The sequence below is a fragment of the Burkholderia cepacia genome (assembly GCF_001039005.1).
GTDB classification, from domain to species: Bacteria; Pseudomonadota; Gammaproteobacteria; order Burkholderiales; family Burkholderiaceae; genus Burkholderia; species Burkholderia theae.
This window is the reverse complement of the sequence record NZ_LDWR01000027.1, coordinates 31,846-50,938: the sequence shown is the minus strand read 5'-3', so window position 1 is coordinate 50,938 and position 19,093 is coordinate 31,846. Positions and strand designations below refer to the sequence as shown.

Sequence of the window (19,093 nt, the reverse complement as noted above, 5' to 3'; positions counted from 1 at the left end):
GATGCTTGCCAGCACCTGACGCGCATTACGACGGTATCAGCCGAGCCGCATGCCCCTGTCGACGGGGCAGCGGCTTTTTTTATGGATTGCGCGCCGGCCCTCGGTCCGGCCCTCACCCCGTCAAGGAGCTGATCGACACTTAGGCGAACCGGCTAGACGAAATTCCTGTGCGCCACCGCGCGCAAACTGCATGCGTCTACGTCACGCAGGATGCGATCAGCGGCGCACGCCATGCGACACGATTCCTCCCGAGGGACACCATGCCTTTGCCTACTCCCCCCAGCAAGCTCGGCAGCCTTCTGCCGCCCGACGAATACAAGGCGAAAGCGCGGCCCGCGAAAGCCGCGAAGAAATCCGCCGAAGGGGACGCATCCACAGCCGGTGACTATGGCCCGGCCAGCGTGGCCCAACCGATGATCGAAGCCGCGAACACGGCCGCGCCGCTGCGCGCCGTCGCGCCTTCGGCGCAGGATGCCGCGAGCGCACCCGCCCGCGGCCGCAAGACCAAACAGACGGCTGCCCTGTTGCAGCCGATGCCGGCGCCCGCCGAACCCGCGGCACCGGTCGTCGCGCGCAACGACAAGCCGGCCGCCGACAAACCGGCCGCGGCACCCGCGCGCGATACCGGCGCGACGACGAAGTCGCGCAGCCGCAAGCCGGCCGAAGCCGAGCAGCAGAAACTGTTCGTGCTCGACACCAACGTGCTGATGCACGACCCGAGCAGCCTCTTCCGCTTCGAGGAACACGACGTCTATCTGCCGATGATGACGCTCGAGGAACTCGACAACCACAAGAAGGGGATGTCCGAGGTCGCACGCAATGCGCGTCAGGTCAGCCGCACGCTCGACGCGCTCGTCGCCGACGGCGGCCCGATCTCGGCCGGCATTCCGCTGTCGCGCCTCGGCAGCCGCGAGGCGCTCGGCCGCCTGTACTTCCAGACGAAGCTCACCGACATCGCCCCCGTCGAAGGGCTGCCCGAAGGCAAGGCCGACAACCAGATCCTCGGCGTCGTGCGCGCGCTGCAGCGCGACCGGCCCGACCGCCAGGTCGTGCTGGTGTCGAAAGACATCAACATGCGGATCAAGGCGCATGCGCTCGGCCTGCCCGCGGAAGACTACTTCAACGACCAGGTGCTCGAGGATTCGGATCTCCTCTACACCGGCGTGCGCGAACTGCCGCAGGACTTCTGGACCAAGCACGCGAAGGGCATGGAGAGCTGGCAGGACACGAAGACGGGCACCACGTACTACCGCGTGACGGGCCCGCTCGTCGCGTCGATGCTCGTCAACGAGTTCGTCTATCTCGAGCCGCAGAACGGTGAACCGACGTTCCATGCGATCGTCCGCGAACTGAACGGCAAGACGGCGCTGCTGCAGACGCTGCGCGACTACAGCCACCACAAGAACAACGTGTGGGGCATCACCGCGCGCAACCGCGAGCAGAACTTCGCGCTGAACCTGCTGATGAACCCGGAGATCGATTTCGTCACGCTGCTCGGCCAGGCCGGTACCGGCAAGACGCTCGTCGCGCTCGCGGCCGGCCTCGCGCAGGTACTCGACGACAAGCGCTACAACGAGATCATCGTGACGCGCGCGACCGTGCCCGTCGGCGAGGACATCGGTTTCCTGCCCGGTACCGAGGAAGAGAAGATGCAGCCGTGGATGGGTGCCTTCGACGACAACCTCGAAGTGCTGCAGAAGACCGACGACGCGGCCGGCGAATGGGGACGTGCCGCGACGCAGGAGCTGATCCGTTCGCGCCTGAAGGTGAAGAGCATGAACTTCATGCGCGGCCGCACGTTCGTCGACAAGTACCTGATCATCGACGAGGCGCAGAACCTGACGCCGAAGCAGATGAAGACGCTCGTCACGCGCGCGGGCCCTGGCACGAAGATCGTGTGCCTCGGCAACATCGCGCAGATCGACACGCCTTACCTGACCGAAGGCAGCTCGGGCCTGACCTACGTCGTCGACCGCTTCAAGGGCTGGGGCCACAGCGGCCACGTGACGCTCGCGCGCGGCGAACGCTCGCGGCTCGCCGACTACGCGTCGGACATCCTGTAACGCGGCAGGCCGGCCCGTCGGCCGGCTTTCGACGCATCGCGGCGCTTCGTTTCCGGAGCGCCGTTTTTATTTGGGGTCGAAAACGCAAGTAACGCATCGTCACGCAACAACCTCACTTACGCGCGAAACTTCAAGTAAATTCTCAGGAATGGTTGCTTAAGCCCCGCCGGAGCGTCTACCATCGGGTCTGTCTGTTGTCATACGATTCGCGAGCGCGCCGCACTCGCCCGCCTTGCCATGCTTCGAATCTGGGTTCCCGTCACCGTCGTTTCACTGCTTGCGGCCTGCTCGAGCGTGCCGCCGCAGTCGGCATCGCGCGACCCGGGAATGAAGATCACGACGCCGCGCGCATTCCCCGCGCCCGCCAATTTCCCGAAATTCGTCGATCACAGCGTCGGCCAGGAAGAAATCTCGATCCAGGCGATGAGCCTCGTCGGCGTTCCGTATCGCTGGGGCGGCAACACCCCGACGAGCGGCTTCGACTGCAGCGGGCTCGTGCGCTACGTGATCGGCCGCGCGGCCGACGTGAACCTGCCGCGCACGACCGCCGACATGAGCGGCCGCGGTGTGTCGATCGACCCCGACCAGGTCGCACCGGGCGACCTGATCTTCTTCAATACGACCGGACGGCCGCATTCGCACGTCGGCATCTATGTCGGCAAGCTGCGCTTCGTCAACGCACCGTCGACGGGCGGCACCGTGCGGCTCGACTACCTGACGAACCCGTACTGGGCCAAGCGCTTCGACGGCATTCGCCGCGTCGCGCCGCCGCGCACGGCGCCCGCACCGTTCGATGCGCCGACCTACGACGCACGGCGCGACGAGCCGCGCAACCCGCCGGCGGTCGCGCCCGCCCCCGTCGTGACTGCCGCCGCGCCGCGCCCGCCTGCGTATGCTTCGTCGCAAGCCGGAGCGCCCCAGTCGCCCGCTCGGGTCACGCCGGCCGTGTCGACCGCCGCAGTTGCGGTCGCACCCGCGGCCGCGCCCGCCGATCCGTACGAACCGCCGCCGCCGCGCGTTCAGGCGGCTCAGCAGCAGGCAACGTCTGTGAATGGCAGCGTAACCGCGATGACGGCAGATGCAGCGCCGGCCAGCCCGGCGGAGGTCGGTACACAGATTCCGACCACGACACTGACGGCCGCCCAGGCTGCCGCTTTCGATGCGGAACCGGCACCCGCCCCTGCCGCGACGGCTGCGCGCAGCACCGAGCCCGCCGCCGTGCAGGTACTGCGTGCATCGACACAATCCGCGCCCGTCGTCCCGCACACCGGCACGGCCGACGATCCGATCGCCCGGTTCGCGAACGGAAGTTACTAGCCCGTTTCGCCCTGCCTGCGGCCATACGGAACAGCACCCGCCGTTCGTCGCACACTCCCGCATCCTCAAAAGAAAATGCGCCGCAGCCTTTCGGCGTGCGGCGCATTTCATGTCGATCCTGCAGTGTCGGCGATCAGAAGATCCGGTGTCCGAGCCACCATCCACCGGCCGCGATCAGCGCGGATGCGGGAATCGTCAGCACCCACGCCCACACGATGTTGCCGGCAACGCCCCAGCGCACGGCCGACAGCTTGCGCGTCGCGCCGACGCCGACGATCGCGCCGGTGATCGTATGCGTGGTCGACACGGGAATGCCGAGGAACGACGCAATGAACAGCGTGATCGCACCACCACTTTCCGCGCAGAAACCGCCGACCGGCTTGAGCTTCGTGATCTTCTGGCCCATCGTGCGCACGATGCGCCAGCCGCCGAACAGCGTGCCGAGGCCCATCGACAGGTAACACGCGCCGATCACCCATGCGGGCGGCGCATCGGACGTCGCCGACGCATAACCCGACGCGATCAGCAGCATCCAGATGATGCCGATCGTCTTCTGCGCGTCGTTGCCGCCGTGGCCGAGGCTGTACAGGCCGGCCGACAGCAGCTGGAGCCGTCGGAAGCGCCGGTCGACCTTGCTTGGCGCGGTACGGAAATACAGCCACGACACGCCGAGCATGAACAGCGAACCGAGGATGAAGCCGAGCAGCGGCGAAATGAAGATGAACGCGACGGTCTTCATCAGCCCGTCCATGTTCAGCGAGCTCCAGCCCGACTTCGCGAGTGCCGCGCCGACGAGGCCGCCGATCAGCGCGTGCGACGAGCTCGACGGAATCCCGTAGTACCAGGTGATCACGTTCCAGCCGATCGCGCCGACCAGTGCGCCGAACACGACATAGTGGTCGACGATCTCGGGATCGATCGTGCCTTTACCGACGGTCTGCGCGACTTTCAGGTGGAAGATGAAATACGCGATGACGTTGAACGCGGCCGCGAACACCACGGCCTGCTGGGGCTTCAGCACCCCGGTGGACACGACGGTGGCGATCGAGTTCGCCGCGTCGTGGAAGCCGTTCATAAAGTCGAATACGAGCGCGACGAGCACCAGCGTCGCGACCATCCATAGGGCGAGTTGTATCGAATGCATCGTGGTCCGCTCAGGCGTTTTCCAGCACGATGCCTTCGATGATGTTCGCGACGTCCTCGCACTTGTCGGTGATCTCTTCGAGCAGCTCGTAGATCGCCTTCAGCTTGATGAGCGTCTTCACGTCGTCTTCTTCGCGGAACAGCTTCGACATCGCCGCGCGCAGCACGCGATCGGCCTCCGACTCCCAGCGGTCGATCTCCTCGCACTGCTTGAGGATCTGCCCCGACTGCTTCATGTCGGACAGCATGCCGACCGCCTGCTGCACGTGCTGGGCCGACTGCGTGACGATGTGCGCGAGCTGGCTCGCCTCCGACGTGACGGCACGCACGTCGTACAGCGAGACGGCCGTTGCGACGTCTTCCATCAGGTCGAGGATGTCGTCCATCGTCGTGATCAGCTTGTGGATCTCGTCGCGATCGAGCGGCGTGATGAAAGTCTTGTGCAGCAAATCGATCGCTTCGTGCGTGAGCTTGTCAGCGGCCTTCTCGGCGGTCTGCACGTTTTGCTTGTGAATCTCGGCGTCGGCGAGATTGTCGATCAGCAGTTCGAGCTCGCGGCCACCGGAAACGATGTGCTTCGCGTGCGCGTTGAAGAGTTCAAAGAACTTGCCCTCGGTGGGCATGAATCGACCGAACATGGGATTCCTGAGAGATTGTCAAACTACTGTCACGAAAACGGGCGACATTGTACCGTTTCCGGTCGCGACTCGGCGCGCGCATATACGCGCGCCGGGATTGAATACAACGTTTGGCGAAATAAGGGTTTACTTCCGGCGTTACTCGCCGTGGAAGTTCTGCGCCCCGGCGAAATTATCGAACTTCGTGTATTGCCCCAGGAACGTGAGTCGAACGGGTCCGATCGGACCGTTACGCTGCTTGCCGATGATAATCTCGGCCGTCCCTTTGTCCGGGCTGTCGGGATTGTAAACTTCATCGCGATAGATGAACAGGATCACGTCCGCATCCTGTTCGATTGCACCGGATTCGCGCAGGTCCGACATCACCGGACGCTTGTTCGGGCGCTGCTCGAGGCCACGGTTCAACTGCGACAGCGCGATCACCGGCACGTCGAGTTCCTTCGCGAGACTCTTCAGCGACCGTGAAATTTCCGAGATTTCGGTCGCGCGGTTCTCGCCCTGCGACGAGCCCGACATCAGCTGCAGGTAGTCGACGATGATGAGGCCGAGCTTGCCGCATTGCCGCGCGAGACGCCGCGCGCGCGAGCGCAATTCCATCGGGTTCAGGCCACCCGTCTCGTCGATGAAGAGTTGCGCCTCGCTCATCTTCTGCACCGCATGGGTCAGCTTCGGCCAGTCCTCGTCGGTCAGGCGACCCGTCCGCATCCGGTGCTGATCGAGCCGGCCGATCGAGCCGAGCATACGCATCACGAGCTGGGTACCCGGCATTTCCATCGAGAACACCGCGACGGGCAGCCCGTACTCGACCGCGACATATTCGCCGATGTTCATCGACAGCGCGGTCTTGCCCATCGACGGCCGCCCCGCGACGATGATCAGTTCACCACCGTGCATCCCGGAGGTCATCCGGTCGAGGTCGACGAAGCCCGTCGGCGTGCCCGTGACGTCGCTCGGGTTCGCGGTGTGGTACAGCGTGTCGATGCGTTCGACGACCTGCGTGAGCAGCGGGCCGACCTCGAGGAAGCCCTGGTTGCCGCGCGCGCCCTCTTCGGCGATCGAGAACACCTTCGACTCGGCTTCGTCGAGCAGCTGACGGACTTCCTTGCCCTGCGGATTGAACGCGTCGGCCGAGATTTCGTCGGCAACCGACACGAGCCGGCGCAGCACCGCGCGGTCGCGCACGATTTCGGCATAACGACGGATGTTCGCCGCGCTCGGCGTATTCTGCGCGAGCGCGTTCAGGTACGCGAGCCCGCCGACGTCGTCGGCCTTGCCGGACGTGACCATCGCTTCGTACACGGTCACGACGTCGGCCGGGCGTGTCGACGCGATCAGTCGGCCGATGTGCTCGTAGATGATCCGGTGGTCGTAGCGATAGAAATCGCCCTGCGACAGGAAGTCGGCAATCCGGTCCCATGCCGCGTTGTCGAGCAACAGGCCGCCGAGCACCGACTGTTCGGCTTCGACCGAATGCGGCGGGACTTTCAGCGATTCGATTTGGGGATCTTGCGGCGCGTTCATGGGTTGGGATTATCGCGAATTACACAGGACGGCGCCATACCGGCCGCCAGTGATGCGGCAATAAAAAAGGCAGGCCCCGGTTGCCCGGGCGCCTGCCCTTGTCCGGACAGCGGAAGCCGCCCGGGAAGCTTGCGTACGCTTACGCGTGGTCGCCGATCACGTTGACCGTGACGTCGACGATGACGTCCGTGTGCAGTGCGATCTGGACGTTGTGCTCGCCGATCATCTTCAGCGGGCCTTCCGGCATGCGAACTTGCAGCTTCTCGACTTCGTAACCTGCCTTCTTCAGCAGTTCAGCGACGTCGCCGTTCGTGACGGAGCCGAACAGACGGCCGTCAACGCCCGACTTCTGCGTGATTTCGAACGACTGGCCGTTCAGCTTCTCGCCGACTGCCTGCGATGCTGCCAGCTTTTCAGCGGCGACCTTTTCGAGTTCCGCGCGGCGGACTTCGAATTCAGCGATCGCTTCCTTCGTTGCACGACGAGCCTTGCGGTTCGGGATCAGGAAGTTGCGAGCGTAACCGTCCTTGACCTTGACGATGTCGCCGAGGTTGCCCAGGTTGGCGACTTTTTCCAACAGAATGATTTGCATTCGAATTCTCCTTATTGCGTCGCCTGATTACGCCTTGTGCTGATCGGTGTACGGCATCAGCGCGAGGAAACGCGCGCGCTTGATTGCCGTGTCCAGCTGACGCTGATAGTGCGCCTTCGTACCCGTCAGACGAGCCGGCGTGATCTTGCCGTTTTCGCCGATGAAGTCCTTCAGCGTTTCCGTGTCCTTGTAGTCGATCTGCTCGACGCCGGCAGCCGTGAAACGGCAGAACTTCTTGCGCTTGAAGAGCGGGTTTTGTTGCTGACGACGCTTGTCGAATTTCTTACCAGTCGGGCGGGGCATGATTTCAGTCCTTTCCAATGTCCTGCAATGCTGTGATGTGAAACACCAAGGTTCTCGCGTTGCGGCTTTTCTTTGCCAGGAAGCCCGTGAACAGCGTTTCGACGCCCATTTCACGGCTTTCCAGCTTGCCGCTCGCCTCACCGGCCGCCACCGCCTCGATCGTCATTTCGACCTGACGGGGAATGCCTGCTTCGACGACTTCCGTGCGGTGGTGCAACGTGGCGCTTGCGATCGGAACACCTGCCGGCGTATATCGCACCGGTGCGCGTTCGACGACGCTCGCCGTCAATTGCAACCTGTTCACGTGAGTGACGCGCTCCTTGATGGCTTAATGAATGACGAACTTAAGCCTGCGCTTCGGTCGGCTGAGCTGCAGCCGCCTTCTTGGCTTCTTCGCGCTGAACTTCCTTCATCATCGGCGACGGGCCGGTTTCGGCCTTCTTCATCTTGACGATGAGGTGGCGCAGCACGGCGTCGTTGAACTTGAACGCGTGTTCGAGTTCGTCGAGCGTCGTCTGGTCGCACTCGATGTTCATGCAGACGTAGTGAGCCTTCGCGAGTTTCTCGATCATGTAGGCCAGTTGGCGACGGCCCCAGTCTTCGACACGGTGGATCTGACCGCCGTGCGACGTGATCGTGGTCTTGTAACGCTCGATCATCGCGGGCACTTGCTCGCTCTGATCGGGGTGCACGATGAATACGATTTCGTAATGACGCATTACACACTCCTTGTGGATTAAAGCCACCCGGGCGTCTGAACCGGTGTGGCAAGTGAGAAGCCGAAGATTCTAACCCGGATACGGGGCTCGCGCAAGGCCAATCGACGGCTCGCGGCTGGATTCAGCCGTGTTTTCAAAGACTTGAAGGGCCGGGCCTGCGTAATCGGCTGCGTTGCGGCCTTTTTGAGATCGGGGCCGGATCCCGGGCGGACCCGTGCCCCGTCGCGCCGTCACTCGGTGCGCGTGCCGGCGAGCCGCGCGTCGAGCGCCGTCCTGAACGCCGCGAGCGCCGACGGCTCCGCATCGGTCACGGCCCACCACGTCATTCCGGCCGCGTCCCAGCGGTCGAGTGCATAACCCTGCGACACGGTCGTGTACGGCGCGTTTGCCTGCCCTTCGCCGGCCGGCCGCACGTAGACGTCGATGACGTGCTGCCGGTAGCGGTACACGAGCACCGCGACACGGCGACGCCCGACATAGTCGAGCCGGCCGCCGACCAGCGCGAAACCGCTCGCCGCAAGATCCTCGACCGGCGGCGCATAGTCGAGCCGGCCGTTGAACCACGGCTTGACCGTATGCCGGTCGGTCGAGATCACGTCGATGTCGCGCGCCGACAGGTCGGCCCGCACGTGGCTCGAGACGAGTTCGTCGACCGTGCGGTCGGTGTCGGCGTGGCGCGCGGACAGCGCCATCCCGGCCGCCGCGGCGAGCGCCACCAGCAGCGCGACGCCCCAGCCGAGCCCAGGCAGCGCAGCGACGCGCGGCCCCGTGCCGGCAGGCGCCGGGCGTGCCGGCACGCCACTGCCGGTCGGCCAGGAGAACCAGCGGCGGCCGCGCGGCGACGGTTTTGGTTGCGATTGCGGCGCGGGCCGCGGTTCCGCCCGCGATGGTTCGCTGGCCCGCCCGACGTCCGCCACCGGCAACGCCGCGAGGATGCTCGCCCGCAGCGCATCCGGCGCGCGGTGATAGTCGGCCTGCCGCACGGCCTGCACCAGCGTGACGATCCGCGCGCGTTCGCGGCGGCACGCGTCGCACCCTTCGACATGCTGCTGGACCCGCAACGCATCGGGCGCCGACAGCTCGCGGTCGACGTCCGCGTCCAGCAACGCTCGCGCTTCGTTACAGTCCATCGATAGCCTCCGATGCATTTCCACCCGCCGGCGTACGGCCCGGCTTGCCGCCGGCCGCCGGCGCCGGCGCGCCGCCCAGCAGCGCGGCCAACCTGCGACGGCCGCGCGCGAGCCGCGACATCACCGTGCCGACCGGCACGTCCGCGATCGCCGCGATCTCGCGGTAGCTCAAATCCTCCATCTCGCGCAGCACGAGCACCTCGCGGTATTCGGGCGGCAGCTTCGCGAGCGCCGCATTCACGAGCCGCACGTTCTCGCCGCGCAGCAGCTGCGCGAGCGGATCCTCGGTCGCGGGCTGCCAGTCGTCGAGCGCCTCGGTATCGTCGAGCGTGTCGGGCAGCGCGACCTCGTGCGCATGCGTGCGGCGTCGCCATTCGGTGTACCAGGTGTGGCGCACGATCGTCAGCAGCCACGGCCGCGCGTTGTCGCCGCGACACGAATCGACGAAGCGCAGCGCGCGCATGCACGCGTCCTGGACGACATCGTCCGCATCGCTGGCGCTGCCGCTCAGCCAGCGCGCGAGGTTGTACGCGGCGTCGAGATGCGGCAGCACGAGCGTGCGAAACCGCTCGCCGCGCGCTACCGCGTCGTCCGCCACCTGCTCATCGACCGCCTGTCCGGCTTGCCCCACATGACCTCCCTGGTCCCGGCGGCCGACGCCGCGCCCGTTCCGCGCACGGTGCCCGGACAGACCGGCAACGTGCACGCTCGATGACCTTACCGTCGTTGCGTCGAGTTTATTCCCGCGCCGCGCGCATGAAGCGTAAAAAATCGCCGGACGGCCTTGCGGCCCGGCCGCCCGCCCCTGCTACGGCGTGGTGCTCCAGTAGCCCGGAAGCGCGTATGCGGCGCGCAGATAGTCGATGAAATAGCGCACGCGCGCCGGCACGTAGCGCTGCTGCGGGTAGACCGCGAGGATGTCGTAGTCGGGCAGCGCGTACTCGTCGAGCACGGTCTCGAGCTCGCCCGTTTCGAGCTGCGCGGCGATTTCCCAGGTCGAGCGCCAGCCGAGCCCGAGGCCCTCGGCCACCCAGCGGTGCAGCAGTTCGCCGTCGTTGCAGTCGAGATTGCCCGCCACGCGCATCGTCGCGATCTTGCCGTGGCGCTGGAAATACCAGCCGCGGTTCTGCCCGCCCTGCAGGTTGAAGGCCAGGCAATTGTGCTTGAGCAGGTCGTCGAGCGACTTCGGCCGGCCATGCCGGCGGAAATAGTCGGGCGTACCGCACACGACGCGCCGGTTCGACGCGAGCTTCACCGCGACGAAGTTCGGATCGACGGCGCCGCCGATCCGGATCGACAGGTCATAGCCTTCGCGCACGAGATCGACGACCCGGTCGGTCAGGTTGAACGACAGCTGCATCTCGGGCTTGTCGGCGAGAAAGCCGGGCGCGTGCGGCGCGACGTGCTTGCGCCCGAACGCGGCCGGCGCGGACACGATCAGGTGCCCGCTGACCGCGCGCCGCCCGGCGGCCAGCTCGTTTTCGGCCTGGTCCCACTCGGACAGCAGCCCGCGGCAGCGCTCGAGGAACGCGGCGCCCTCCTCGCTGACCACCAGGCGCCGCGTCGAGCGGTACATCAGCTTCACGCCGAGGCGCTTCTCGAGCGCGTCGATGCGCCGCCCGAGCACCACCGGCGATACGCCCTCCTCGAGCGCCGCGGCCGCGAGGCTGCCGGCATCCGCGACCCGCACGAACGTCTCGATCTGCTTGAAGCGATCCATCTCCCGTCTCCGTCTCGGTTCCGACACCGGCGGGAAACCCCGTCCGGCCGTCATTCCATACTTTTAGTTTCGAAATAAGCGACTGCGGCTGATCTTATCAAACCTTTCCTGCATCCCTAGAGTGTTCCCAACAGACCCATTTGCAAGATCCACCCCATTCAAGGAGACATTCATGGCCAAGATGAGAGCCGTCGACGCAGCTGTGCTCGTGCTCGAGAAAGAAGGCATCCAGACCGCGTTCGGCGTGCCGGGTGCAGCCATCAACCCGTTCTACTCCGCCATGCGCAAGTCGGGTGGCATCAGCCACGTGCTGGCGCGCCACGTCGAAGGCGCATCGCACATGGCCGAAGGCTTCACGCGTGCCGCGCCGGGCAACATCGGCGTGTGTATCGGCACGTCGGGCCCCGCCGGCACCGACATGATCACGGGCCTCTACTCCGCATCGGCCGACTCGATTCCGATCCTCGCGATCACGGGCCAGGCACCGCGTGCCCGCCTGTACAAGGAAGATTTCCAGGCCGTCGACATCGAGTCGATCGCGAAGCCCGTCACCAAGTGGGCCGTCACCGTGCGCGAGCCGGCGCTCGTGCCGCGCGTGTTCCAGCAGGCTTTCCACCTGATGCGCTCGGGCCGTCCGGGCCCGGTGCTGGTCGACCTGCCGATCGACGTGCAGCTCGCCGAAATCGAATTCGACATCGACACGTATGAACCGCTGCCGATCTACAAGCCCGCGGCATCCCGCGCGCAGATCGAGAAGGCGCTCACGATGCTCAACGACGCGGACAAGCCGCTGATCGTGTCGGGCGGCGGCGTGCTCAACGCAGCGGCCGAAGACCTGCTGGTCCAGTTCGCCGAAACGATCGGCGTGCCGGTGATCCCGACGCTGATGTCGTGGGGCGCGATTCCGGACGACCATCCGCTGATGGCCGGCATGGTCGGCCTGCAGACGTCGCACCGCTACGGCAACGCAACGATGCTCGCGTCCGACTTCGTGCTCGGCATCGGCAACCGCTGGGCCAACCGCCACACGGGCAGCGTCGAGGTCTATACGAAGGGCCGCAAGTTCGTGCACGTCGACATCGAACCGACGCAGATCGGCCGCGTGTTCGGCCCGGATCTCGGCATCGTGTCCGATGCGAAGGCGGCACTCGAGCTGTTCGTCGCGGTCGCGCAGGAATGGAAGGCCGCCGGCAAGCTGAAGGACCGTAGCGCATGGGTGGCCGACTGCCAGGAACGCAAGCGCACGCTGCAGCGCAAGACGCACTTCGACAACGTGCCGGTCAAGCCGCAGCGCGTGTACGAAGAGATGAACAAGGTGTTCGGCCGCGATACGTGCTACGTCAGCACGATCGGCCTGTCGCAGATCGCCGCCGCGCAGTTCCTGCACGTGTTCAAGGCACGCAACTGGATCAACTGCGGCCAGGCCGGCCCGCTCGGCTGGACGATCCCCGCCGCGCTCGGCGTGCGTGCCGCCGATCCGAGCCGCCCGATCGTCGCGCTGTCCGGCGACTACGACTTCCAGTTCATGATCGAGGAACTGGCAGCGGGCGCGCAATTCAAGCTGCCGTACGTGCACGTCGTCGTGAACAACTCGTACCTCGGGCTGATCCGCCAGGCACAGCGCGCGTTCGACATGGACTACTGCGTGCAGCTCGCGTTCGACAACGTGAACGCACCGGAGCTGAACGGCTATGGCGTCGACCACGTGGCCGTTGCGGAAGGCCTCGGCTGCAAGGCGCTGCGCGTGTTCAAGCCGGAAGAGATCGAGCCGGCGCTGCGCCAGGCGCAATCGCTCGCAGAAGAGTTCAGCGTGCCGGTGGTCGTCGAAGTGATCCTCGAGCGCGTGACGAACATCTCGATGGGCACCGAAATCGACGCGATCAACGAGTTCGAAGATCTCGCCGAAAAGGCCGAGCACGCACCGACCGCCATCTCGATGCTCGACTGATCCGCAACACATTCCTGACTGACCGACCGAAGAGGCTTAGCTCATGCCGAAGTTTGCTGCAAACCTGACCATGCTGTTCAACGAAGTGCCGTTCCTCGACCGCTTCAAGGCGGCCGCGGACGCGGGCTTCGACGCCGTCGAGTTCCTGTTCCCGTATCCGTACGCGAAAGAGGAACTCGCCGAGCAACTCGAGACGCACCGCCTGCGCCTCGTGCTGCACAACCTGCCTGCCGGCAACTGGGATCAGGGCGAGCGCGGCATCGCGTGCCTGCCCGATCGCGTCGGCGAGTTCCAGGAGGGTGTGGGCCGTGCGATCGAGTACGCAAAGGCACTGAAGGTACCGCAGCTGAACTGCCTGGTCGGCATCCCGTCGGCCAGCACGGCGCGCGACAAGACGTTCGTCACGATCGTCGACAACCTGCGCTTTGCCGCCGATGCGCTGAAGCGCGAAGGCATCCGCCTGCTCGTCGAGCCGTGCAACAGCTTCGACATCCCGGGCTTCGCGCTGAACCGCTCGTCCGAAGGGCTCGACGTGATCCGCGCGGTCGGCTCGGACAACCTGTTCCTGCAGTACGACATCTATCACATGCAGCGCATGGAAGGCGAACTGGCCGCGACGATCGAACGCAACCTCGCATCGATCGGCCACGTCCAGCTCGCGGACAACCCGGGCCGTAACGAGCCGGGCACGGGCGAGATCAACTACGCGTTCCTGTTCGCCCTGCTCGACCGGCTCGGTTATGCCGGCTACGTCGGCTGCGAATACAAGCCCCGCACCACCACGACGGAAGGCCTCGGCTGGCTGCAAAGCGTCGCCGGCTGCGCACCGGGCTCGGCGCGCCGCGCCGCCTGAGATCCGCCCTTCCCGTTTTCGCCCCTATAGGAGACTTTCAACATGGCAACCATCGGTTTCATCGGCCTCGGCATCATGGGCGCGCACATGGCGCGCAACCTGCTCAAGGGCGACCACCAGCTCGTCGTGAACGGTGCGTTCCCGATTCCGGACGACCTGCGCACCAGCGCGAAGGTCGTCGCGAACTCGACCGAAGTCGCGCAGAACGCGGACGTCATCGTCGTGATGGTGCCGGACACGCCCGACGTGCGTAACGTGCTGTTCGCCGACGACGGCGTCGCCAAGGGCCTCACGGCCGGCAAGCTCGTGATCGACATGAGCTCGATCTCGCCGCTCGACACGCAGGAATTCGCGAAGCAGATCAACGCGCTCGGCTGCGACTACCTCGACGCGCCGGTGTCCGGCGGCGAAGTCGGTGCCCGCGAAGCCTCGCTGACGATCATGGTCGGCGGCCCGGAGCAGGCATTCGAGCGCGCGAAGCCGCTGTTCGAGAAGATGGGCAAGAACATCACGCTCGTCGGCGACAACGGCGCGGGCCAGACTTGCAAGGTCGCGAACCAGATCATCGTTGCGCTGAACATCGAAGCCGTCGGCGAAGCGCTGCTGTTCGCCGCACGCTCGGGCGCCGATCCGGAGCGCGTTCGCCAGGCGCTGATGGGCGGCTTTGCCGCGTCGCGCATCCTCGAAGTGCACGGCGCGCGGATGACCAAGCGCACGTTCGATCCGGGCTTCCGCATCGAGCTGCACCAGAAGGACCTGAACCTCGCGCTCGACGGCGCACGCAAGCTCGGCCTCGCGCTGCCGCACACCGCGAGCGCGCAGCAGCTGTTCAGCGTATGCGCGTCGCACGGCGGCAAGGCATGGGATCACTCGGCACTCGTGCGCGCGCTCGAGATCATGTCGAACTTCGAAATCGGCCAGACGCCGGCCGCGTAACGCGGGTGCAACGACGCGCGTTTCCGCTGCAATGGCGGAAACGCGCGACAGACATGCGCGATTCGGTCACGGCCGGTCGCATCGATGCGCGACGTGCTCGCGCATCACGGTGGGGCGCCCCGCCACGCATCGCCAACGGCATGCGGGACGGGGCGAAAAACGCCGCTCTGGGCTGAGAGCGGCGTGGTGGGGTCCGCAGCGGCACCCGGCGGCGCCGGGGAAGCCTTGGTCGGTCAGACGTCGTCGTCGGGTGTCCGCCTGTCGGATTTCGCGTATTACATTTCTTTACGTTCGAGCGTGCGATTTTTCATGCAATCGTCGCGTTGAACGCCTACACTTTCGCCACGCCTTTCGAGAAAACCGCCGCGCTTGCGCTCACCCCGGTGAACGCGCCCAGCGCGGTGTTTTTTTCGCCACTTCACGGCGCGTTTTCTTTTCAACCACCTAAGGAGTGCAACGATGGGTCTTCTTTCGTTTATCAAAGAGGCGGGTGAAAAACTGCTGGGTCATGCCGACGCGCAAGCGGCGGAAGATCCGAATGCCGCAAACCAGACCGCGGCCGATGCCATCAAGAACTACATCAGCACGCAAGGTCTCGACACGTCGAACCTGACCGTCGCGTTCGACGGCGCATCGCGCACCGTCACGCTGTCGGGCAGCGTCGCCGACCTCGACACGAAGGCCAAGGTCAAGGTCGCGGCCGGCAACGTGCAGGGCGTCGCGGGCGTCAACGACGACGACCTCCAGCCGGACGATCCGGAAGTGCAGTACCACGACGTGAAGCCGGGCGACACGCTGTCGGCGATCGCCAAGGAAGTGTATGGCGACGCGAACAAGTACCCGGCGATCTTCGAAGCGAACAAGCCGATGCTGTCGAGCCCGGACCGGATCTACCCGGGCCAGAAGCTCGTGATTCCGCCGCAGTCCTGAGCATTCTTGCCGGATTGACGCAAAAAAGGCAGGCCGATGGCCTGCCTTTTTTCATGGGTGCCGCGCGCGCCCGATCGGCGCGTATCGGTCACCGCGTCACTGCGTGTCGAACAGCCGCTGCAGTTCGTCGCGCACCCCGATACCGTTTGCCAGCGCGAGCATCAGCAGCACGCGCGCCTTGAACGGATTCAGCGAACCCGCACTCACGAAGCCGAGCGCATCGTCATTCGCGGCGCCGTTGCGCATCACGTGCCCCGAACCGACGCGCGACGCGCGAACCACGGCAACGCCCGCGTTCGCCGTGTCGGCCAGCGCCGCCTGCAGCGTCGCATGGATCGAGCCGTTGCCCGTGCCCGCGACGACCAGACCGCGCACGCCGGCCGCAACCAGCGCGTCGACGGCCGTGCGCGTCACGCCCGCATAACTCACGACGACTTCGACGGACGGCCAGGTTGTCGCAATCGCCAGTGGCGTGTCGCGCGAACGCGTGACGCGTCGTGCGAATTCGACGCGGCCGTCCTGCACCCAGCCGAGTGCGCCGAGCTCCGGCGACTGGAATGCGTCGACCGCATAGGTGCTCGTCTTCACGACGTCGCGTGCGCCATGGATCCGGTTGTTGAACGCGACCAGCACGCCCTGCCCGCGCGCCAACGGATGCGCGGCCACCGTCACCGCGTTCAGCAGGTTCAGCGGGCCGTCCGACGACAGCGCGGTCGCCGGGCGCATCGCGGCCGTCAGCACGACCGGCTTGTCGCCCCGGACGACCAGATGCAGCGCGTACGCGGTTTCCTCGAGCGTGTCGGTGCCGTGCGTGATCACGATGCCGTCGATCGCCGGATCGGCCATCAACGCGTCGATCCGCGTGGCGAGCGTGTTCCACAGCGGCAGCGCGAGATCCTTGCTGTCGATGCTGGCGATCTGCTCGGCGTCGATGCGTGCGACCGACGCAAGCGCCGGCACCGCGTCGACCAGGAAATTGACGCCGAGCGCGCCGGCCTGGTAGCCCGCCGTGCTGGCCGCGTCGGGTGCGGCGCCGGCGATCGTGCCGCCGGTGGCGAGCACGGCAATGCGCGGCAGCGCCGCCGTGGACGGAGAGGATGCGGGATTCGGAGTATTCATGGCCGGGATTGTAATGGCTCGCGACCGGGATCCGGCGGGTTCCGGCGCGGCGGGCGATACCGGCCGCCGCGCGTCATGGTTTGTCCCGATCGCCCTTTCGGGCGCGTCGTCAACGGCCGTGGCGCACGCAACGTTATAGAAAGTGCCGTTTTGGTGTTTTCACATTGATTTGCCATAATCGGAGCACGCAGCGCGATGCGACCCTATCCACATCGTGTCGTGCTGCGTGACGGCGTCGATAAAACGCAATTCACCCCATGGGAGTGTCGAAATGAAAATCCAATCGCTCGTAGCCGCAGTGCTTCTCGGCGGCATGCTGGCTTCCCCCGCGTTCGCGGCGAACAGCCAGCAGGACAAGATGAAGGCCTGTAACACCCAGGCAACCGGCAAGACGGGCGACGAACGCAAGGCGTTCATGAAGGACTGCCTGTCGGCGAAGCCCGCGAAGGCAATGTCGCAGCAGGACAAGATGAAGGCATGCAACACGCAGGCCACCGGCAAGAAGGGCGACGACCGCAAGGCGTTCATGAAGAGTTGCCTGAGCAACCAGCCGGCCGCCTGAGCCCCGGCGCTCCCGTATCGAATGCCGCGCACCGCTTCGGCGGGCGCGGCATTTTTGTTTTGGTTGCACGCGCATCGACGCACGCGTTCCGCCCTCTCCCGCCCCGCTTTCCCGTCCTGCCATACCGGCGCCGCCACATGGTGCGGCAATTCGCCGCGTTTTCTTCTATGATGGCTGCAACGCGGCCCACCCAAGTACAAGAAGCGCCATCGGGCCGCCCTCGAGACGAACGCGCATGCGCGTCAAACGGAGGCATGGATGGCATGGAGACAACACCGCTGGTTCCGCCGCTGGCTGATCGTGATCGTGTTCTGGGCCGTGCCCGTCGCGATCGTTGCCGTCCGCGAGATCCGCGAGGAAATGGCCTACAACAAGGCGGACCTGCAGCTCGCGCTGACCACTTGGCAGCTCACCGATGCGCAGCAGGCCGCCGGCGCCGCCGCGAAGTGCCACGGGGATCCTGACGAGGCGCGAGCGGCCGGCTGCCCGGCCGACGTGCTCGCCGCCAATGCGCCGCGCCAGCAGGCGGCCCGCGACGAATACGTGGTGCGCCGCAATACGCTCGCAGGCTACCTGTGGCATGCGTTCGTCGGCTACTGGGTCGTGCCGGCCGCGTTCCTGTTCGCCTGCGGCGTCGTGATCGCGTTGATCCGCCGCGCGCTGCGCCGCCCGCCGATCAAGCCGCCCGTCCCGCCGGTCCCGCACTGATGCGCCCCGCGGGCGCCGCCGCCCGATTCGTCGTCCCGCCCCCCTCGGACCGCCCGGTGCCCGGCGCGCGGGCGCCTGCCCGTCCGTTGGCGCGCCGCGACATACCCAAGCGATTTGTCGCCTTTTCATGCGGCGACGAAAAGGGGGTTGTAATCCACTGTGATATAACTGCCGACGTGATCCGCTCCTTGAGCGAGACTCACTCCGAACGTCATCCGATGGAGAAGAACGATGCAAAAACGGAATCTCGTGCTGAAAGCCGCCGCGGCGCTCATCGTCGGTAGCCTTGCGCTCACCGGTTGCACCACCACCCCGGACAAGCCGGACAACGCCGCGACCAACGCGTCGAAGCGTCAGGCGATCGACTCGAGCGTCGACGCAACGCTGTCGCGCCTGTATTCGACCGTCAAGGGTTCGCGTGAGCTCGTCGCGAAGTCGCGCGGCGTGCTGGTCTTCCCGGACGTGATCCAGGCAGGCTTCATCGTCGGCGGCCAGTCGGGCAACGGCTCGTTGCGCGTCGGCGGCAGCACGGTCGGCTACTACAACACGTCGTCGCTGTCGGTCGGCCTGCAGGCCGGCGCTCAGTCGAAGGCGATCGTGTTCCTGTTCATGACGCAGGAATCGCTCGACGAATTCCGCGGCTCGGACGGCTGGGCCGCCGGCGCCGGCGCATCGGTCGCGCTCGTGAAGATGGGCGCGAACGGCGCGATCGACACGACCACGGCCACCGCACCGGTCCAGGTCGTCGTGCTGACGAACGCCGGCCTGATGGGCGACGTGTCGATCAACGGCACGAAGGTCACGAAGCTCAAGATCTGACGCTGACGCACCGCCCGTGCGCACCGCGCGCGGGCCATGCGCAAACGGCGATGTCCTTGCGGGCATCGCCGT

General features: G+C 65.9%; 20 protein-coding genes and 1 pseudogene. 9 read left to right on the top strand and 12 right to left on the bottom strand.

Translation table 11 applies throughout. From position 1 onward, the window contains the following. Nucleotides 1-120 precede the first annotated feature (120 nt). Nucleotides 121-365 (bottom strand): annotated as a pseudogene (locus VL15_RS43200) (hypothetical protein); the annotation flags it as partial. Here VL15_RS43200 and VL15_RS16485 point away from each other — a divergent pair. Continuing rightward, nucleotides 261-2,063, top strand: coding sequence for a PhoH family protein (locus VL15_RS16485; RefSeq protein ID WP_048246844.1), 1,803 nt, complete (start codon nucleotides 261-263; stop codon nucleotides 2,061-2,063). The pseudogene VL15_RS43200 and the gene VL15_RS16485 overlap by 105 nt on opposite strands. A gap of 237 nt (nucleotides 2,064-2,300) precedes the next feature. Beyond that, nucleotides 2,301-3,380 (top strand): C40 family peptidase, encoded by a 1,080-nt coding sequence (locus tag VL15_RS16480; protein WP_048246842.1) that lies wholly within the window; start codon nucleotides 2,301-2,303, stop codon nucleotides 3,378-3,380. Nucleotides 3,381-3,513: 133 nt separating this feature from the next. Here the strand turns inward: VL15_RS16480 and VL15_RS16475 are convergent, their stop codons facing one another. The 10 genes from VL15_RS16475 to VL15_RS16430 all read right to left on the bottom strand — a co-directional run bounded on the left by VL15_RS16475 (nucleotide 3,514) and on the right by VL15_RS16430 (nucleotide 11,146). Continuing rightward, nucleotides 3,514-4,524 (bottom strand): inorganic phosphate transporter, encoded by a 1,011-nt coding sequence (locus VL15_RS16475; protein WP_048246841.1) that lies wholly within the window; start codon nucleotides 4,522-4,524, stop codon nucleotides 3,514-3,516. A gap of 10 nt (nucleotides 4,525-4,534) precedes the next feature. Beyond that, nucleotides 4,535-5,161, bottom strand: coding sequence for a DUF47 domain-containing protein (locus tag VL15_RS16470; RefSeq protein ID WP_048246839.1), 627 nt, complete (start codon nucleotides 5,159-5,161; stop codon nucleotides 4,535-4,537). 138 nt (nucleotides 5,162-5,299) lie between these two features. Then, a complete protein-coding gene (locus tag VL15_RS16465) occupies nucleotides 5,300-6,682 on the bottom strand; it encodes a replicative DNA helicase (protein WP_048246838.1) in 1,383 nt (460 codons plus the stop codon). Between the two features lie 139 nt (nucleotides 6,683-6,821). After that, nucleotides 6,822-7,274 carry a 50S ribosomal protein L9 gene (gene rplI / locus VL15_RS16460; RefSeq protein WP_048246836.1) on the bottom strand — a complete coding sequence of 151 codons (453 nt, stop codon included), beginning with the start codon at nucleotides 7,272-7,274 and terminating at the stop codon, nucleotides 6,822-6,824. 27 nt (nucleotides 7,275-7,301) lie between these two features. Then, on the bottom strand, nucleotides 7,302-7,577 hold the full coding sequence (gene rpsR, locus VL15_RS16455) for a 30S ribosomal protein S18 (RefSeq protein WP_047900883.1): 276 nt from the start codon (nucleotides 7,575-7,577) through the stop codon (nucleotides 7,302-7,304). Nucleotides 7,578-7,581: 4 nt separating this feature from the next. Continuing rightward, a complete protein-coding gene (gene priB / locus VL15_RS16450; RefSeq protein WP_006486250.1) occupies nucleotides 7,582-7,881 on the bottom strand; it encodes a primosomal replication protein N in 300 nt (99 codons plus the stop codon). A 40-nt stretch (nucleotides 7,882-7,921) separates the two neighbouring features. Then, nucleotides 7,922-8,296, bottom strand: a complete 375-nt coding sequence (rpsF, locus tag VL15_RS16445) for a 30S ribosomal protein S6 (RefSeq protein ID WP_006402295.1) — start codon at nucleotides 8,294-8,296, stop codon at nucleotides 7,922-7,924. A gap of 230 nt (nucleotides 8,297-8,526) precedes the next feature. Further along, nucleotides 8,527-9,426 (bottom strand): anti-sigma factor family protein, encoded by a 900-nt coding sequence (locus tag VL15_RS16440; protein WP_048246833.1) that lies wholly within the window; start codon nucleotides 9,424-9,426, stop codon nucleotides 8,527-8,529. Then, complete coding sequence (locus VL15_RS16435) at nucleotides 9,416-10,057, bottom strand: RNA polymerase sigma factor (protein WP_048246832.1); 642 nt, start codon at nucleotides 10,055-10,057, stop codon at nucleotides 9,416-9,418. Before VL15_RS16435 ends, VL15_RS16440 begins: the two co-directional genes overlap by 11 nt. Nucleotides 10,058-10,234: 177 nt before the next feature. Then, nucleotides 10,235-11,146 (bottom strand): LysR family transcriptional regulator, encoded by a 912-nt coding sequence (locus VL15_RS16430; RefSeq protein WP_048246830.1) that lies wholly within the window; start codon nucleotides 11,144-11,146, stop codon nucleotides 10,235-10,237. A gap of 172 nt (nucleotides 11,147-11,318) precedes the next feature. Here VL15_RS16430 and gcl point away from each other — a divergent pair, with 172 nt between their 5' ends. The 4 genes from gcl to lysM all read left to right on the top strand — a co-directional run bounded on the left by gcl (nucleotide 11,319) and on the right by lysM (nucleotide 15,813). Continuing rightward, complete coding sequence (gene gcl / locus VL15_RS16425) at nucleotides 11,319-13,094, top strand: glyoxylate carboligase (protein ID WP_048246828.1); 1,776 nt, start codon at nucleotides 11,319-11,321, stop codon at nucleotides 13,092-13,094. 43 nt (nucleotides 13,095-13,137) lie between these two features. Next, nucleotides 13,138-13,947, top strand: coding sequence for a hydroxypyruvate isomerase (gene hyi / locus VL15_RS16420; RefSeq protein WP_048246826.1), 810 nt, complete (start codon nucleotides 13,138-13,140; stop codon nucleotides 13,945-13,947). A gap of 42 nt (nucleotides 13,948-13,989) precedes the next feature. After that, nucleotides 13,990-14,883: a 2-hydroxy-3-oxopropionate reductase gene (locus tag VL15_RS16415; RefSeq protein ID WP_048246825.1), complete on the top strand. Its 894-nt coding sequence runs from the start codon at nucleotides 13,990-13,992 to the stop codon at nucleotides 14,881-14,883. 459 nt (nucleotides 14,884-15,342) lie between these two features. Then, nucleotides 15,343-15,813, top strand: a complete 471-nt coding sequence (lysM, locus tag VL15_RS16410; RefSeq protein WP_034181228.1) for a peptidoglycan-binding protein LysM — start codon at nucleotides 15,343-15,345, stop codon at nucleotides 15,811-15,813. 96 nt (nucleotides 15,814-15,909) lie between these two features. Here the strand turns inward: lysM and VL15_RS16405 are convergent, their stop codons facing one another. After that, on the bottom strand, nucleotides 15,910-16,932 hold the full coding sequence (locus tag VL15_RS16405; RefSeq protein ID WP_048246823.1) for an asparaginase: 1,023 nt from the start codon (nucleotides 16,930-16,932) through the stop codon (nucleotides 15,910-15,912). A 271-nt stretch (nucleotides 16,933-17,203) separates the two neighbouring features. Here VL15_RS16405 and VL15_RS16400 point away from each other — a divergent pair, with 271 nt between their 5' ends. The 3 genes from VL15_RS16400 (at nucleotide 17,204) to VL15_RS16390 (ending at nucleotide 19,021) form a co-directional block, all read left to right on the top strand. Next, nucleotides 17,204-17,494: a PsiF family protein gene (locus VL15_RS16400; RefSeq protein ID WP_048246821.1), complete on the top strand. Its 291-nt coding sequence runs from the start codon at nucleotides 17,204-17,206 to the stop codon at nucleotides 17,492-17,494. Nucleotides 17,495-17,752: 258 nt separating this feature from the next. Continuing rightward, on the top strand, nucleotides 17,753-18,202 hold the full coding sequence (locus VL15_RS16395) for a membrane protein (RefSeq protein WP_048246819.1): 450 nt from the start codon (nucleotides 17,753-17,755) through the stop codon (nucleotides 18,200-18,202). Nucleotides 18,203-18,433: 231 nt separating this feature from the next. Then, nucleotides 18,434-19,021 carry a YSC84-related protein gene (locus VL15_RS16390; RefSeq protein WP_048246817.1) on the top strand — a complete coding sequence of 196 codons (588 nt, stop codon included), beginning with the start codon at nucleotides 18,434-18,436 and terminating at the stop codon, nucleotides 19,019-19,021. Nucleotides 19,022-19,093 lie beyond the last annotated feature (72 nt).